The 15900-nt window shown below is 71.6% G+C and carries 10 protein-coding genes; 7 read left to right on the forward strand and 3 right to left on the reverse strand.

Annotated features, from left to right (window positions below; all coding sequences use genetic code 11):
- The first annotated feature begins 97 nt into the window (after nucleotides 1–97).
- The 7 genes from lgt to AB0P06_RS13305 all read left to right on the forward strand — a co-directional run bounded on the left by lgt (nucleotide 98) and on the right by AB0P06_RS13305 (nucleotide 12207).
- Nucleotides 98–1129 (forward strand): prolipoprotein diacylglyceryl transferase, encoded by a 1032-nt coding sequence (gene lgt, locus AB0P06_RS13275; protein ID WP_363607359.1) that lies wholly within the window; start codon nucleotides 98–100, stop codon nucleotides 1127–1129.
- A gap of 144 nt (nucleotides 1130–1273) precedes the next feature.
- On the forward strand, nucleotides 1274–2011 hold the full coding sequence (locus AB0P06_RS13280; RefSeq protein WP_363607360.1) for a VIT1/CCC1 transporter family protein: 738 nt from the start codon (nucleotides 1274–1276) through the stop codon (nucleotides 2009–2011).
- A gap of 530 nt (nucleotides 2012–2541) precedes the next feature.
- The gene (gltB, locus tag AB0P06_RS13285) at nucleotides 2542–7143 is read left to right on the forward strand and encodes a glutamate synthase large subunit (protein ID WP_363607387.1); all 4602 of its coding nucleotides are present in this window, start codon (nucleotides 2542–2544) and stop codon (nucleotides 7141–7143) included.
- Complete coding sequence (locus AB0P06_RS13290; protein WP_363607361.1) at nucleotides 7136–8596, forward strand: glutamate synthase subunit beta; 1461 nt, start codon at nucleotides 7136–7138, stop codon at nucleotides 8594–8596. Before gltB ends, AB0P06_RS13290 begins: the two co-directional genes overlap by 8 nt.
- Nucleotides 8597–8868: 272 nt before the next feature.
- A complete protein-coding gene (locus AB0P06_RS13295; protein ID WP_363607362.1) occupies nucleotides 8869–9735 on the forward strand; it encodes a helix-turn-helix transcriptional regulator in 867 nt (288 codons plus the stop codon).
- 70 nt (nucleotides 9736–9805) lie between these two features.
- The gene (locus AB0P06_RS13300) at nucleotides 9806–11263 is read left to right on the forward strand and encodes an aldehyde dehydrogenase family protein (RefSeq protein WP_363607363.1); all 1458 of its coding nucleotides are present in this window, start codon (nucleotides 9806–9808) and stop codon (nucleotides 11261–11263) included.
- A 152-nt stretch (nucleotides 11264–11415) separates the two neighbouring features.
- Nucleotides 11416–12207: a maleylpyruvate isomerase family mycothiol-dependent enzyme gene (locus tag AB0P06_RS13305; RefSeq protein WP_363607364.1), complete on the forward strand. Its 792-nt coding sequence runs from the start codon at nucleotides 11416–11418 to the stop codon at nucleotides 12205–12207.
- Nucleotides 12208–12220: 13 nt separating this feature from the next.
- Here AB0P06_RS13305 and AB0P06_RS13310 read toward each other — a convergent pair whose 3' ends face one another.
- The 3 genes from AB0P06_RS13310 to AB0P06_RS13320 form a co-directional block, all read right to left on the reverse strand.
- On the reverse strand, nucleotides 12221–12790 hold the full coding sequence (locus AB0P06_RS13310) for a Uma2 family endonuclease (protein WP_363607365.1): 570 nt from the start codon (nucleotides 12788–12790) through the stop codon (nucleotides 12221–12223).
- Between the two features lie 133 nt (nucleotides 12791–12923).
- Nucleotides 12924–14762: a 5'-nucleotidase C-terminal domain-containing protein gene (locus AB0P06_RS13315; protein ID WP_363607366.1), complete on the reverse strand. Its 1839-nt coding sequence runs from the start codon at nucleotides 14760–14762 to the stop codon at nucleotides 12924–12926.
- A 306-nt stretch (nucleotides 14763–15068) separates the two neighbouring features.
- On the reverse strand, nucleotides 15069–15884 hold the full coding sequence (locus AB0P06_RS13320) for a LuxR C-terminal-related transcriptional regulator (RefSeq protein WP_363607367.1): 816 nt from the start codon (nucleotides 15882–15884) through the stop codon (nucleotides 15069–15071).
- Between the last annotated feature and the right edge of the window lie 16 nt (nucleotides 15885–15900).

The following is a 15900-nucleotide window of genomic DNA, read 5'->3' on the forward strand; positions in this document are numbered from 1 at the left end:
GGAGGGGGCGGCGGCGCCTTCCGCACCCCGTTGTTCGGCATCTGTGACCCCGGGGGTGCCCGGCGCGGGCCGTCGACCCTGTAGCGTCGGAGCTGCCATGGATATCGCCTACATTCCCAGCCCGTCGCGGGGCGTCCTGTACCTCGGACCGATCCCGCTGCGCGCCTACGCCTTCTGCATCATCCTCGGTGTCGTCGTGGCCGTCTGGCTCGGCAGCAAGCGCTGGGTCGCCCGGGGCGGTGCCAAGCACACGGTCGGCGACATCGCCGTCTGGGCCGTGCCGTTCGGCCTGGTCGGCGGTCGGCTGTACCACGTGATCACCGATCACCAGCTTTACTTCGGTGACGGCAAGAACCCCTGGAACGCCTTCAAGATCTGGGAGGGCGGCCTCGGTATCTGGGGTGCCGTCGCGCTCGGCGCGGTCGGTGCCTGGATCGGCGCCCGCCGCCGGGGCGTGCCGCTGCCCGCGTACGCCGACGCCATCGCGCCCGGTATCGCGCTCGCCCAGGCGTTCGGCCGCTGGGGCAACTGGTTCAACCAGGAGCTGTACGGCCGGGAGACCACGCTGCCGTGGGGTCTGGAGATCGACAAGACCCTGCCCGGCGGCGAGGTGGTCAAGGGCATCTACCACCCGACCTTCCTGTACGAGTCGCTCTGGTGCGTGGGGGTCGCGCTGCTGGTGATCTGGGCGGACCGCCGGTTCACCCTCGGGCACGGCCGGGCCTTCGCGCTGTACGCGGCCGCGTACACGGCGGGCCGGTTCTGGACCGAGTACCTGCGGATCGACGAAGCCCACCACGTCCTGGGTCTGCGGATCAACGACTGGACCGCGATCGCGGTCTTCCTGGGCGCCGTCGCCTACCTCGTGATCGTCGGCCGGAAGCGGCCCGGCCGGGAGGACCCGGCGAGCATCGACCCGGCGGCGAACGACGCCGAGGGCGCGGGCACTCCCGCCGCCTCCGTCGCGGCCGTCGAGGACTCGAAGGCGAAGGCCGCGGAAGGCTCGGAGCCGAAGGCCGCGAAGGCCTCGGCGGGCAAGCCGTCCCGTTCCTCGGACGAAAAGGTGGACGCGGCGCCCGCCGGTGCGGCCGCCGACAAGGCCGGCAAGGACGCCAAGAACCTCACCTGACCTGCGACCTCTTCTCTCTCCGGCCGCCCCCGCACCGCGTGCGCAGGGCGGCCGGAGCGCTGTTCGGACAGCCTTACTTTGCTGGAAATGCCCAGGTCGGGCGGGCTACGTTCAGGTCAGACGATCGAACGGAGGCCCGAAAAAGTGAGTGCGACCACCCTTGAGCCCGAGGCCGGGAACCACCCCCGCATCCCTGCTGCGGGGCACCACCGCGATGTGAACGGCGGCTGGCTGCGGCCCGCCGTGTTCGGCGCGATGGACGGGCTGGTCTCCAATTTCGCGCTGATGACCGGTGTGGTCGGCGGTGCGGTCTCCAGCGGCACGGTGGTGCTGACCGGCCTCGCGGGCCTGGCGGCCGGCGCCTGCTCGATGGCCGCGGGGGAGTACACCTCGGTGGCCTCGCAGCGCGAGCTGGTGCAGGCCGAGATCGAGGCCGAGCGGCTGGAGCTGCACCGCAACCCGCACGGCGAGCTGGCCGAGCTGGCACAGCTGTACGTGGCCCGCGGGGTGGAGCCGGCGCTGGCGCACGAGGTGGCGCGGCAGCTCTCCGCCGATCCGGACCAGACGCTGGAGATCCACGCCCGGGAGGAGCTGGGCATAGACCCCAACGACCTGCCCTCGCCGTGGGTGGCGGCCGGGTCCTCGTTCGTCTGCTTCGCGGTCGGCGCGCTGCTGCCGCTGCTGCCGTACCTGCTGGGCGCGACCTCGCTGCTGCCGGCGCTGCTGATCGCGGTGGTCGGCCTGTTCGCCTGCGGTGCGGTGGTGGCCCGGGTGACGGCGCGCAACTGGTGGTACAGCGGGCTGCGGCAGCTGGTGCTGGGCGGTGCGGCGGCCGGGGTGACGTATCTGCTGGGCTGGCTGATCGGCGGGCACGTCGGCTGAGGCCGGCGGGCGGCGGGCCGGCGGGCCGGAGGCGGGGGCCGGGGGCGGTGGAGGTGGTGGACGGGCCGGCGGGGGCGCGGAGGGGTGCGGGACCGGCGCGCGGTGACTGCATGGTTATGCCGTGTACTGCGTGACGTTCCGCACACGGGTCGGACGGCCCGCTTTTTTGGTCGTGGGTCGCGAGCCCGCCCTTTCGAGGGTTTCCATCGTCGGGCCGGTTTCGGGGGATCGAATCGAAGGCGCTCTAGGGGCGGTCGTGCCGACGGGGGATTTCGCCCCTGTTTCGGTCCCCGGGGGTGGGGGCACACTTGAGGGAGCGCGTGGCCGGACAGCTGTCTCCCGCCACCCGGACTACTAGCAGGTAATAGCCTCTGACCTGGGGTCATGTCCGCTATATGGACGTGATGTCCCACTCCCCGGGATCTCCGGCATCATGTAATCTGCACCAACTCGCAGAGGGCCAACGTCGTCCCTATTGCCCAAGCTCATTGCTCAAGACGACGACGGGAGAGCCGATGCTGTCTGCATCCATGCACTCCGCCAACGAGCCCCAGGCCGGCGCGGTCCGCCCGCCGTACGCGCTCGTTCCGGATGCGCGACCTGCTGCTCAGGGCCTGTACGACCCGCGGAACGAGCACGACGCCTGTGGCGTCGGCTTCGTCGCCACGCTGACCGGCATCGCCGATCACAAGATCGTCGAGCAGGCGCTGACCGTCCTGCGCAACCTGGAGCACCGCGGTGCCACCGGCGCCGAGCCGGACTCCGGTGACGGTGCGGGCATCCTCACCCAGATCCCGGACGCCTTCCTGCGCGCCAAGGTCCCCTTCGAGCTGCCCGCGGCCGGCTCCTACGCCGTCGGCATCGCCTTCCTCCCGGACGCCGACGAGGCCGACGCGGCCGCCGTCGCCCGGATCGACGCGATCGCCGCCGAGGAGGGCCTGACCGTCCTCGGCTGGCGCGACGTCCCGGTCACCCCGGACCTGCTGGGCACGACCGCCCGCAGCGTGATGCCGCGCTTCCGCCAGGTCTTCCTGTCGCACCCGGAGAAGGCCGGCATCGAGCTGGACCGGGTCGCCTTCGTCGTCCGCAAGCGCGCCGAGCGCGAAGCGGGCGTCTACTTCCCGTCGCTCTCCGCCCGCACCATCGTCTACAAGGGCATGCTGACCACCGGCCAGCTGGAGCCCTTCTTCCCCGACCTGTCGGACCGGCTCTACGCCTCCGCGCTCGGCCTGGTGCACTCGCGCTTCTCCACCAACACCTTCCCGAGCTGGCCGCTCGCCCACCCGTACCGCTTCGTCGCGCACAACGGCGAGATCAACACGGTCAAGGGCAACCGGAACTGGATGACCGCCCGCGAGTCCCAGCTCGCCACCGACCTCATCCCGGCCTCCGCCGACGGGCGGGGCCTGGAGCGGATCTTCCCGGTCTGCACCCCGGACCACTCCGACTCGGCCTCCTTCGACGAGGTCCTGGAGCTGCTCCACCTCGGCGGCCGCTCGCTCCCGCACTCGGTGCTGATGATGATCCCGGAGGCGTGGGAGAACCACGCCACCATGGACCCGGCCCGCCGCGCGTTCTACCAGTACCACTCCAACCTGATGGAGCCCTGGGACGGCCCGGCCTGCGTCACCTTCACCGACGGCACCCAGATCGGCGCCGTCCTGGACCGCAACGGCCTGCGTCCGGCCCGCTACTGGATCACCGAGGACGGCCTGGTCGTCCTCTCCTCCGAGGTCGGCGTCCTCGACATCGAGCAGGAGAAGGTCGTCAGGAAGGGCCGGCTCCAGCCCGGCAGGATGTTCCTCGTCGACACCGCGGAGCACCGCATCGTCGAGGACGAGGAGCTCAAGTCCGCGCTGGCCTCCGAGCACCCCTACGCGGAGTGGGTCGCGGCCGGCCAGATCCAGCTCGCCAAGCTCCCCGAGCGCGAGCACATCGCCCACACCCACGCCTCGGTGACGCGCCGTCAGCAGACCTTCGGCTACACCGAGGAGGAGCTGCGGGTCATCCTCGCCCCGATGGCGAAGACCGGCGGCGAGGCGCTCGGCTCGATGGGCACCGACAGCCCGATCGCCGCGCTCTCCGAGAAGCCGCGACTGCTCTTCGACTACTTCGTGCAGCTCTTCGCGCAGGTCACCAACCCGCCGCTGGACGCCATCCGCGAGGAGCTCGTCACCTCGCTGCTGAGCAACCTCGGCCCGGAGGGCAACCTGCTGGCCGCCGAGGCCGCCTCCTGTCGCTCGGTCGGCATCACCTTCCCGGTGATCGACAACGACGAGCTGGCCAAGCTCGTCCACGTCAACGCCGACGGCGACCAGCCCGGCCTCAAGGCCGTCACGCTCTCCGGCCTCTACAAGGTCGCCACCGGCGGCGAGGGACTGGCCGCCCGCCTGGCCGGGATCGCCGCCGAGGCCGACGCGGCGATCGCCGAGGGCGCCCGGATCGTCGTCCTCTCCGACCGGCACTCCGACGCCGAGCACGCCCCGATCCCCTCGCTGCTGCTCACCTCGGCGATCCACCACCACCTGATCCGCACCAAGCAGCGCACCCAGGTGTCGCTGCTGGTCGAGGCCGGCGACGTCCGCGAGGTCCACCACGTCGCCCTGCTGATCGGCTACGGCGCCGGTGCGGTCAACCCGTACCTGGCCATGGAGTCCGTCGAGGACCTGGTCGCCCAGGGCACCTTCCTGACCGGCATCGAGCCCGAGAAGGCCATCCGGAACCTGATCAAGGCGCTCGGCAAGGGCGTGCTCAAGGTCATGTCCAAGATGGGCATCTCCACCGTCGCCTCCTACCGCGGCGCGCAGGTCTTCGAGGCGATCGGCCTCTCCGAGCAGCTGGTCCGCGCCTACTTCGCCGGCACCACCACCAAGCTCGGCGGCATCGGCCTGGACGAGATCGCCAAGGAGACCGCCGCCCGGCACGCCAAGGCCTACCCGGCCTCCGGCATCCCCGCCGCGCACCGCGCGCTGGACATCGGCGGCGAGTACCAGTGGCGCCGCGAGGGCGAGCCGCACCTGTTCGACCCGGACACCGTCTTCCGGCTCCAGCACTCCACCCGCAACCGCCGGTACGACATCTTCAAGCAGTACACGGACCGGGTGAACGAGCAGTCCGAGCGTCTGATGACGCTGCGCGGCCTGTTCCGGCTGGACGCCCTCGGCCGCACCCCCGTCCCGGTCGAGGAGGTCGAGCCGGTCTCCGAGATCGTCAAGCGCTTCTCCACCGGCGCCATGTCGTACGGCTCCATCTCCCGTGAGGCGCACGAGACCCTCGCCATCGCGATGAACCGCCTCGGCGGCAAGTCCAACACCGGTGAGGGCGGCGAGGACCCGGACCGCCTGTACGACCCGGAGCGCCGCTCGGCGATCAAGCAGGTCGCCTCCGGCCGGTTCGGCGTCACCTCCGAGTACCTGGTCAACGCGGACGACATCCAGATCAAGATGGCCCAGGGCGCCAAGCCCGGCGAGGGCGGCCAGCTGCCCGGCCACAAGGTCTACCCGTGGGTCGCCAGGACCAGGCACTCCACCCCGGGCGTCGGCCTGATCTCCCCGCCGCCGCACCACGACATCTACTCCATCGAGGATCTGGCCCAGCTGATCCACGACCTCAAGAACGCCAACCCGGCGGCCCGCGTCCACGTGAAGCTGGTCTCCGAGGTCGGCGTCGGCACGGTCGCGGCGGGCGTCTCCAAGGCGCACGCGGACGTGGTGCTGGTCTCCGGCCACGACGGCGGCACCGGCGCCTCGCCGCTCACCTCGCTCAAGCACGCCGGCGGCCCCTGGGAGCTCGGCCTCGCCGAGACCCAGCAGACCCTGCTGCTCAACGGCCTGCGCGACCGCATCGTGGTGCAGACCGACGGCCAGCTGAAGACCGGCCGCGACGTGGTCATCGCCGCGCTGCTCGGCGCCGAGGAGTTCGGCTTCGCCACCGCGCCGCTGGTCGTCTCCGGCTGCATCATGATGCGCGTCTGCCACCTCGACACCTGCCCGGTCGGCGTCGCCACCCAGAACCCGGTGCTGCGCGAACGCTTCTCCGGCAAGCCCGAGTTCGTGGTCAACTTCTTCGAGTTCATCGCCGAGGAGGTCCGCGAGATCCTCGCCGGGCTGGGCTTCCGCACGATCGAGGAGGCCGTCGGCCACGCCGAGCACATCAACGCCGAGTCCGCGATCGACCACTGGAAGGCCGCCGGGCTCGACCTGGCCCCGCTCTTCCACGTCCCCGAGCTGCCCGAGGGCGCGGCCCTGCACCGCACCACCACGCAGGACCACGCACTCGACAAGGCCCTCGACAACCAGCTGATCGTGCTCGCCCAGGACGCGCTGGAGAACGGCGACGCCGTCCGCATCCAGCTGCCGATCCGCAACGTCAACCGCACCGTCGGCACCATGCTCGGCCACGAGGTGACCAAGCGGTACCGCGGCGAGGGCCTGCCGGAGGGGACCATCGACGTCACCTTCACCGGCTCGGCCGGGCAGTCCTTCGGCGCCTTCGTGCCGAGCGGCATCACCCTGCGCCTGGAGGGCGACGCCAACGACTACGTCGGCAAGGGCCTCTCCGGCGGTGTGGTGATCGTCCGCCCGGCCCGCGACGCCGCCGCCATCGGCAACGACGCCCAGAACCACGTCATCGCCGGCAACACCATCGGCTACGGCGCCACCAGCGGCCGGATCCACCTGCGCGGCAAGGCCGGCGAGCGCTTCGCCGTCCGCAACTCCGGTGCCACCCTGGTCGTCGAGGGCGTGGGCGACCACGGCCTGGAGTACATGACCGGCGGCCGGGTCGTCATCCTCGGCGAGACCGGACGCAACCTCGCGGCGGGCATGTCCGGCGGTGTCGCCTACGTGCTGGACCTGCGCCCCGCGAACGTCAACGACGGCATGGTGGGCATCGAGGCCCCGAGCGCCGACGACCGCGACTGGCTGCGCGCGACCGTGCAGCAGCACTACGAGGAGACCGGCTCCACCGTGGCCGCCGAGCTCCTGGCCGACTGGGGCAGCGGGGTCTCCCGCTTCTCCACGATCATGCCGACCGACTACAAGGCTGTGCTCGCCGCCAAGGACGCCGCTGAGCGCGATGGACTCTCCGAGTCCGAGACCACTCGCAAGATGATGGAGGCGGCACGTGGCTGACCCCAAGGGCTTCCTGACCACCGGCAAGCAGCTGGCCGAGCGCCGGCCCGTGGACGTGCGTCTGCGGGACTGGAACGAGGTCTACGTCGAGCGCAGCCTCCTGCCGATCATCACCAAGCAGGCCGGCCGCTGCATGGACTGCGGCATCCCGTTCTGCCACAACGGCTGCCCGCTCGGGAACCTCATCCCCGAGTGGAACGACCTCGCCTACCGGGACGACTGGTCCGGCGCCATCGAGCGCCTGCACGCGACCAACAACTTCCCGGAGTTCACCGGGCGGCTCTGCCCCGCGCCCTGTGAGTCCGCGTGCGTCCTCGGCATCAACCAGGACGCGGTGACCATCAAGAACGTCGAGGTCACCATCATCGACAAGGCCTGGGACCGGGGCGGCGTCGCCGCGCAGATCCCCGAGCGGCTCTCCGGCAAGACCGTCGCCGTGGTGGGCTCGGGCCCGGCCGGACTCGCCGCCGCCCAGCAGCTCACCCGGGCCGGGCACACCGTGGTGGTGTACGAGCGCGCCGACCGCATCGGCGGCCTGCTGCGCTACGGCATCCCCGAGTTCAAGATGGAGAAGCGCCACATCAACCGCCGCGTCGAGCAGATGCGCGCGGAGGGCACCCGGTTCCGCACCGGTGTCCACGTCGGCGAGGACATCACCGGCCAGCAGCTGCGCGAGCGCTTCGACGCCGTCGTGGTCGCGGCGGGTGCGACCACCGCCCGCGACCTGCCGGTGCCCGGGCGCGAGCTCAAGGGCATCCACCAGGCCATGGAGTACCTGCCGCTGGCCAACAAGGTGCAGGAGGGCGACTTCGTCGAGTCCCCGATCAGCGCCAAGGGCAAGCACGTCGTCGTCATCGGCGGCGGCGACACCGGCGCCGACTGCCTCGGCACCGCGCTGCGCCAGGGCGCGGCCTCCGTCACCCAGCTGGAGATCATGCCCCGGCCGGCCGACGAGCGCCCCGGCCACCAGCCCTGGCCGACCATGCCGATGACCTACAAGGTCACCTCCGCGCACGAGGAGGGCGGTGACCGGATCTACGCCGTGAACACCACCCGCTTCACCGGCGACGAGGACGGCAACGTCCAGGAGCTCCACCTCGTCGAGGTCGAGTTCAAGGACGGCCGGTTCGAGCCCGTCCCCGGCACCGAGCGGGCCATCCCGGCGCAGCTGGTCACCCTGGCCATGGGCTTCACCGGCACGGACGTCCGCAACGGCCTGGTCGAGCAGCTCGGCGTCGAGCTGGACGCCCGTGGCAACGTCGCGCGGGACGGCAAGTTCGCCACCACCGTGGACGGCGTGTACGTTTGCGGTGATGCAGGGCGCGGACAGTCGCTGATCGTCTGGGCCATCGCGGAGGGCCGCTCGGCCGCGGCCGCGGTGGACCGGTACCTCGGCGGCAAGACCCCGCTGCCCGCCCCGATCCGCCCGACCGACCGCCCCCTGGTGGTCTGACACCCCCTGAACGTCCGGCGCCGCATCGCCGGGCAACATGAGCCGCTCTCCCGTCAGCGTCGCCGGGCCAACGCGGTCCCTGGCGCCTGCCCTCTCCCCGACCAGTGGAGGGCAGGCGCCGTTCTGTGCTGCGGGCCAGGTCACCGGGGTGCGGTGGTGCGGGGGACTAGCACACCGTGAGCGCCTGTGCTCACGGGCTGTTGTTTGTCGGTGCCAGGTGGCAGACTGCCGCCGACGGCCGGGGGGCTGCGCGAGGTGCGGAGGTTCACGCGATGAGCACGACTCAGGCAGGCGGGGGTGCCACGGTACGGCGCCTGCTGCTGGGATCCCAGCTGCGCCGGCTGCGCGAGGCCCGGGGTGTCAGCCGGGAGGAGGCCGGTTATTCGATCAGGGCCTCCGAGTCGAAGATCAGCCGGATGGAGCTCGGCCGGGTCGGCTTCAAGGAGCGCGACGTCGCCGACCTGCTCACCCTGTACGGCGTCGAGGCCGAGCAGGAGCGGGCCTCCGTCCTCGGGCTGGTCCGGGACGCCAACGCGACGTCCTGGTGGCACGGGTACGGCGACGTCCTGCCGGGCTGGTTCCAGACCTACGTCGGACTGGAGGAGGCCGCCGCCGAGATCCGCAGCTACGAGGTCCAGTTCGTCCACGGCCTGCTGCAGACCGCCGACTACGCGCGGGCGGTGATCGCCGTCGGCGGCCATGTCACCGAGGCCGAGGAGATCGAACGGCGGGTGGAGGTCCGGCTCAAGCGCCAGGAGGTGCTCACCGCCGAGCGGGCGCCCCGGCTGCTGGCCGTCCTGGACGAGGCCGCGCTGCGCCGCCCCTGGGGCGGATCCGGGGTGATGCGGGCGCAGATCGACCGGCTGCTGGAGCTGACCGAACTGCCGCACGTGGTGCTGCAGGTGATGCCGCTGGGCTTCGGCGGCCTGCGCGCGGAGGGCGGCGCGTTCTCGGTGCTGAGCTTCGCCGAGCCGGAGCTCTCCGACGTGGTCTACCTGGAGCAGTTCACCACCGCGCTCTATCTGGACAAGCCCGCCGAGGTGGCCGAGTACACGGACGCGATGAACGGCCTGCTGGGCGACGGCCTGTCCCCCGAGCGGACACGGGAACTTCTTCGCTCCGTACGCCAAGAACTGTAAAGCGTCAGTACGATGAGTGCCGATCAGATCTGATCGTAGGGTTTTCCCCAATCGGCACGAGAGGGATCAGATGTCGTACCTTTCCGAGTTGGCGCTGCAGTACATCGACGGCGAGTGGCGGGCCGGCAGCGGATCCTGGGACATCGTCGACGTGGATCCCTTCACCGGCGACAAGATCGCCGCCATCACCGTCGCCACCGTCGAGGAGATCGACCAGGCGTACCGGGCCGCCGAGCGGGCGCAGAAGGAGTGGGCCGCCACCAACCCCTACGCCCGCCGGCTGGTCTTCGAGCGCGCGCTGCGCATCGTCGAGGAGCGCGAGCAGGAGATCACCGAGGCCATCATGGCCGAGCTGGGCGGCACCGCGCTCAAGGCCGGGTTCGAACTCGCCCTCACCAAGGACATGCTGCGCGAGTCGATGCAGCTGTCACTGCGCGCCGAGGGCCGGCTGCTGCCCTCGCCGGTGGACGGCAAGGAGAACCGCCTCTACCGCCTCCCGGTCGGCGTGGTCGGTGTGATCAGCCCGTTCAACTTCCCGCTGTTCCTGTCGCTGAAGGCCGTCGCCCCGGCCCTGGCCCTCGGCAACGGCGTGGTGCTCAAGCCGCACCAGGAGACCCCGGTGGTCGGCGGCACCCTGATCGCCAGGATCTTCGAGGAGGCGGGCCTGCCGGCCGGCCTGCTGAACGTCGTGGTCACCGACATCGCCGAGATCGGCGACGCCTTCATCGAGCACCCCGTGCCCAAGGTGATCTCCTTCACCGGCTCCGACAAGGTGGGCCGGCACGTCGCCACCGTCGCCGCCTCGCACTTCAAGCGGACGGTACTGGAACTCGGCGGGAACAGCGCGCTGATCGTGCTGGACGACGCCGACATCGACTACGCGGTGGACGCGGCGGTGTTCAGCCGCTTCGCCCACCAGGGCCAGGTCTGCATGGCCGCCAACCGGGTGCTGGTGGACCGCGGCATCGAGGCCGAGTTCACCGAGAAGTTCGTCCGCAAGGTCGCCTCGCTGAAGGTCGGCGACCCGAAGGACCCGGCCACCCAGATCGGCCCGCTGATCAACCCCGTCCAGGCCGACTCCCTCACCGTCCAGGTCGACCAGGCGATCGCCTCCGGCGCCACCGCGCTGCTGCGCGGCGGGACCAGCGGCAGCCTGATGGACCCGGTCGTGCTCGGTGGCCTGCCGGCCGGCGCGCCGATCCTCCAGCGCGAACTGTTCGGCCCGGTCGTGCTGGTGGTCCCGTTCGACGGGGAGGACGAGGCGGTCCGGCTCGCCAACGACACCCCGTTCGGCCTCAGCGGCGCGGTGCACACCGCGGACGTCGAGCGTGGCGTCCGGGTGGCCAAGCGGATCGAGACCGGCATGATCCACGTCAACGACGGCACCATCGCCGACGAGGCGATCGTCCCCTTCGGCGGCGAGAAGAACTCGGGCGTGGGCCGGCTGAACGGCGAGTCGACGGTGGACGCGTTCACCACGGTGAAGTGGATCTCCGTCCAGCACGGGCGCAGCCGCTTCCCGTTCTGAGCCGCTTCCCGTTCCGAGCGGCCTTGCGTACCGGTGCGCCGGGGCGTCCAAGGGCCCGTCACCCCTCCTGGGGCGGCGGGCCGTTGCCGTTCCGGACCCGGCCGGGGCCGCCGGTGGTGTCGCGCTTCCGCTGTTCGATCTACCGTGGCGTCATGAGCTCTCTGGACTATGACCGCTTCTGTTCCGAAATCGCCGCGCAGACCGGGCTGTTGGCGGCCCGGATCGAGGGCGCCGATCTCACCGTCCCGGTCCCCTCCTGCCCCGACTGGAACGTCGGCCAGCTGCTGCGTCACCTCGGCGGGGCCCAGCGCTGGGCCGAGACGATCGTGCGGACCCGGGCCACCGCGCCCGTCCCCGACGGCGACCTCCGCGACCTCTCCGCCTACACGGACGAGGACCCGGCCGTACTCGGCCCCTGGCTCGCCGAGGGCGCCGAGCGGCTCGCCGCCACCCTGCGGGCCGCCGACCCGGGGGCGGCGTTGTGGTCGCCCGTCCCGGGCGGCGGCGCGCCCTTCTACGCGCGCCGGTTCCTGCACGAGACCGTCATCCACCGGGCCGACGCGACCCTGGCCCTCGGCGCGGAGTTCGCCGTCGACCGGGAGGTGGCCCTGGACGGTCTTGACGAGTGGATGGAGCTCGGTGCGCTGCCGGTACTCCTGGAGATCCGCCCCGGGATGCGCGAACTGCTCGGCCCCGGCCGCACCCTGGCCTTCCGGGCCACCGATCTGCCGCCCGGGCCGGCGGCCGGCTGGCTGGTGGACCTCACCGGCGACGCCCTCGCCTGGCGCCGCTCCGGGGAGCCGGCCGCCGTCACCGTGCGGGCTCCGCTGACCGACCTGCTGCTGCTGGTCTACAAGCGGCGCCCCGCCGGGGGCGGGGCCGTCGAGGTGGCCGGCGACGCGGCCCTGCTCGACTTCTGGCTGGAGCGGGTCAGCTTCGGGTGAGCGGGTACGGCGGTCAGGCCGGGTAGCGGATCAGTGCGTCGGTGGCGAGGTCGAACGCGAACGGCTCCGGGATCGGCACCCGGTCGCCGAACCTGCCGCTCCACCGCTGGTGGTAGACGCCTCCGGAGGGGGCCGAGTAGAGGACGAGCACGCCATCGCGCGGGTCGATCAGCAGATACAGCGGGATGTGCGTCAGCGGGTAGTCGCGAACCTTGCCGACCAGGTCGTTCTCCGGGTTCGGCGGCGAGACGATCTCGACGGCGATCGTGGCCAGCTCGGCCGGCACGTCGTTGCCGCCGAACTCGACCACCGAGACCGGGATGTAGGTCAGGTCCGGGTTGCGGAGCTTGCCGACGTTCGGCGACGCGAGGCCGGTGTTCTCGCTCGGCATCAGGTCGGCGGGCCGGTGTGCGTCGAACTGCTCCCGGACGACCAGCAGGTTCCGCTGATGGATCACCGATGGACCGGCCGTCATGATGATCTCGTCACCGGACACCTCGATCTTCCATCCCGACGGCGGGGTCAGGCTCCGCGCGTACGCCAGGAGCTGGGTATGCCGTTCGGGGACGTCGAACTCGGTCATGCCGTCATCCTCGCACCGCCGGGCCCGCGCACGGGGTGAGCGCCGTTCCGGTGGCGGGTGAGGGCCGGGGTGGCGTGGAAACCGGGCAGCCCCGGGCCGTGCGGCCCGGGGCTGCCCGTCGGAACGGCTGGACTCAGAACACCGGCCGGCCGGCGCGGACCAGGCGCCAGGACTCGGTGGCGAAGTCGGCCGGGTCGATGACACCCTTGGCCTTGACCCAGGCGATCATCGCGTTGCGGATCTCGTCCGAGTTCGCCCAGATCTTCTGCGCGGCCGCGACGTGCGGGAAGTTGCCGCCGCCGTTGGCCCGGTAGTTGTTGACCGCGAGCACGAACTGGGCGGTCGGGTCGATCGGCTTGCCCTCGAAGGAGAGGTTGACGATCCGCGAGCCGATCGGCTGGGCGATGTCGATGTCGTAGCTCAGGCCGTACACCGAGTCGTAGTTGTAGTCCGGGGTGTTCTGCGCGTTGGTGAGGGTGGCCTTGTCGACCGGCGCGCCCGGGGCGAGCTGGTTGTAGTACCGGGCTGAGAACTCCAGGTAGTCCTTGAGCTGGGCACCCGTCAGGACACGGGCCTCCAGGGTGTTCTCGTAGATGTAGAGGCCGGCCGCGTCGCGCAGCTTGACCTGGCCGGCCGGGATGACCGCGGTGCGGTTGAACGGCGCGGCCTGGGCCAGTACCGGCAGCTTGGCGTACTGGCCGCCGGCCAGCGCGGCCTTCACCACGTCGGCCTGGACCCGGCCGATCAGGTCGATGATCGGGACGTCCTTGAACGGGGCCTCGGCGATCGACAGCTCGGTCTTCGCGGTGCCGATGACCTGGTTGACGTACTCGACCACCTTCTTGTGCTGGTCGGTCATCAGGTCGACGATCTCCGGGTCCTCCGGGACGGTGTTGGAGTTCAGCACCCGGGAGGAGAGCGAGGCGACCTTCCAGGCGCCGTTGTCGAGCTCCATCTCGAAGTCGAAGCAGGTCAGCCGCTGGCCCCAGCAGAGCGGCTCGGAGAGCACGACGGTCCTGCCGGTCTCCTTGTTGACGACCAGCCGCTGCGCGATCTCCTTGTGCGCGTGGCCGACCAGCACCGCGTCGATGCCCGCGACCTGCTCGGCCAGGGCGACCGAGGCGTTCTCGGCCCAGGGCAGCTGGTCGCCGTACGAGGTCGCCTCGTCCATGCCCGAGTGGCAGGCCACCACGACGACGTCCGCGCCGGCCGCCTTCAGCTTGGGGACCCAGATCCGGGCGGTCTCCACGATGCCCGGGAAGGTCATCTTGCCGGAGACGTTCGCCTTGTCCCAGATCGCGATGCCCGGGTTGGTCAGGCCCAGGATGCCGACCTTGACGGCCGGGCCGCCGCTCAGCTTGATCTTGCGGATCACGTACGGCGGGAAGGCCGGCCTGTCGTTCTTGGCGTGCAGCGCGTTGGCGCCCAGCAGCGGGAAGTCCAGCTGCTCCTCGTAGGCGCGCAGGGTGTCGATGCCGTAGTTGAACTCGTGGTTGCCGAGCGCGGCGGCGGTGTACTCCATGGTGTTCATGGCGAGCGCCATCGGGTGCTCGGGCGCGGTGTCGGCGTCGGTGGCGATCGGGTCGACCCGGGCGTAGTAGTACGTCAGCTGGGTGCCCTGGATGGTGTCGCCGGCGTCGATCAGCAGGGTGCGGTCCCAGCCCTTCTCCTCGCGGACCTGCTTGGCCAGCGTGGAGATCTTGGCGAGGCCGACCTCGTTGTGCGCCTTGTCGGCGTAGACCGCGTCGGTGAAGTAGTCCCAGTTGAGCACCCGGCCGTGCAGGTCGGTGGTGCCCATGACGGTGAAGGCCTGCTTCTTGGGGCTCTTGCCCTTGGCGCGGGCGTCGTCCGGCCCGGCGGCCGCGGCGGCCGCGGCGGGGGAGACGGCGGCGAGGCCGGCGCTGCCGGCCAGGGCGGCGCCGGCGGCGGTGGCGGCGGACCGGGTGACGAAGTCACGGCGGTTCAGGGGCATGGACGACTCTCCCGGGTGGGACTGCGAATGGACCGTCAACTGGTGGGTGTGACGCAGCGACGCGCGTAGAAGGACGCGCGTAGAAGGACGCGCGTAGAAGTGTGCCGCGCGACCTGCCGGATTGATAGCCCCCCGACGTTTCCGGCAAGTGAGATCTTGGCGACTCGTTCGTGACGCCGAGACGGGCGGGCGCGGGGTGTCCCGGGGCCGGGACGGCGGCACCCGCCGGCCCGTGGGGAGGGCGCGGCGGGGCGATGGGGGAGTGGGGGCGGACGGGGCCGTACCGGGCGTCGGCGGTCCGGCGGCCTAGATGTAGCCCTCGCGCAGGGCGTGGGCCACGGCGTGCGCCCGGTTGCGCAGGTGGAGGCGGGTGGTCAGACCGTGCAGCACGTTCTTGACCGTGCGTTCGGAGTACGACAGCTTCGCCGCGATCTCCGCGGTGTCCCACCCCTCGGCGACCAGGCGCAGGACGTCGGACTCGCGTTCGGACAGGCCCGGCGGGGTGTAGCCGGGCAGCTTCTGGACGCTGCGCTGCAGCCGCCCCATCTGGGCGATCAGCCGGCCGAGCAGGTCGGCCGGCAGGTCGCCGTCGCCGCGCGCCGCGGCGAGCACCGCCTGGCCCAGCCGGGCGGCGGTCGCCTCGCGGCGCCAGAGGATCGCCGCGACCCCGCACTCCACGGCGTCCAGCAGCTCCCCCTCGCGCATCCGCTCGACCACCAGGACGACCCGCTGGTCGCCGCGGACCAGGCGGCGCAGGCTGGCGGTGGTGGTGGCGTCGACGGCCTCCGCGATCACCACGGTGACCGCGCCGGGAGTGCCGGCCGTCTCCTGTTCGGCCAGTTCCAGGCCGGGACACTGGCGCAGCTGGGCCTCGGCGCCGGCCCGCGAGATCGGATCGGCGGCGTGGACCGCGACACTGGTCCGGGCGCCGGTGCCGGCGCCGGCGCGCGGGGGTGCGGTGTGCGCGGTGGCGTGCTGGGCGGGTGCGGGGCGCTGCGGCGGGACGACGCGTGCCGTCTCGCGCAGTGGAGCCGGTGCGAGTGGTTTGCCGGACGCGGCCGGCCCGGCGGCGGTGCGCCGGGTGGTACCGCGCGGGTCGTGTCCGGTGTGCAGGACAGTCAATCTGGCCCCCTCCTGG

The sequence above is a fragment of the Kitasatospora sp. NPDC088351 genome (assembly GCF_040685575.1).
Taxonomy (GTDB): domain Bacteria; phylum Actinomycetota; class Actinomycetes; order Streptomycetales; family Streptomycetaceae; genus Kitasatospora.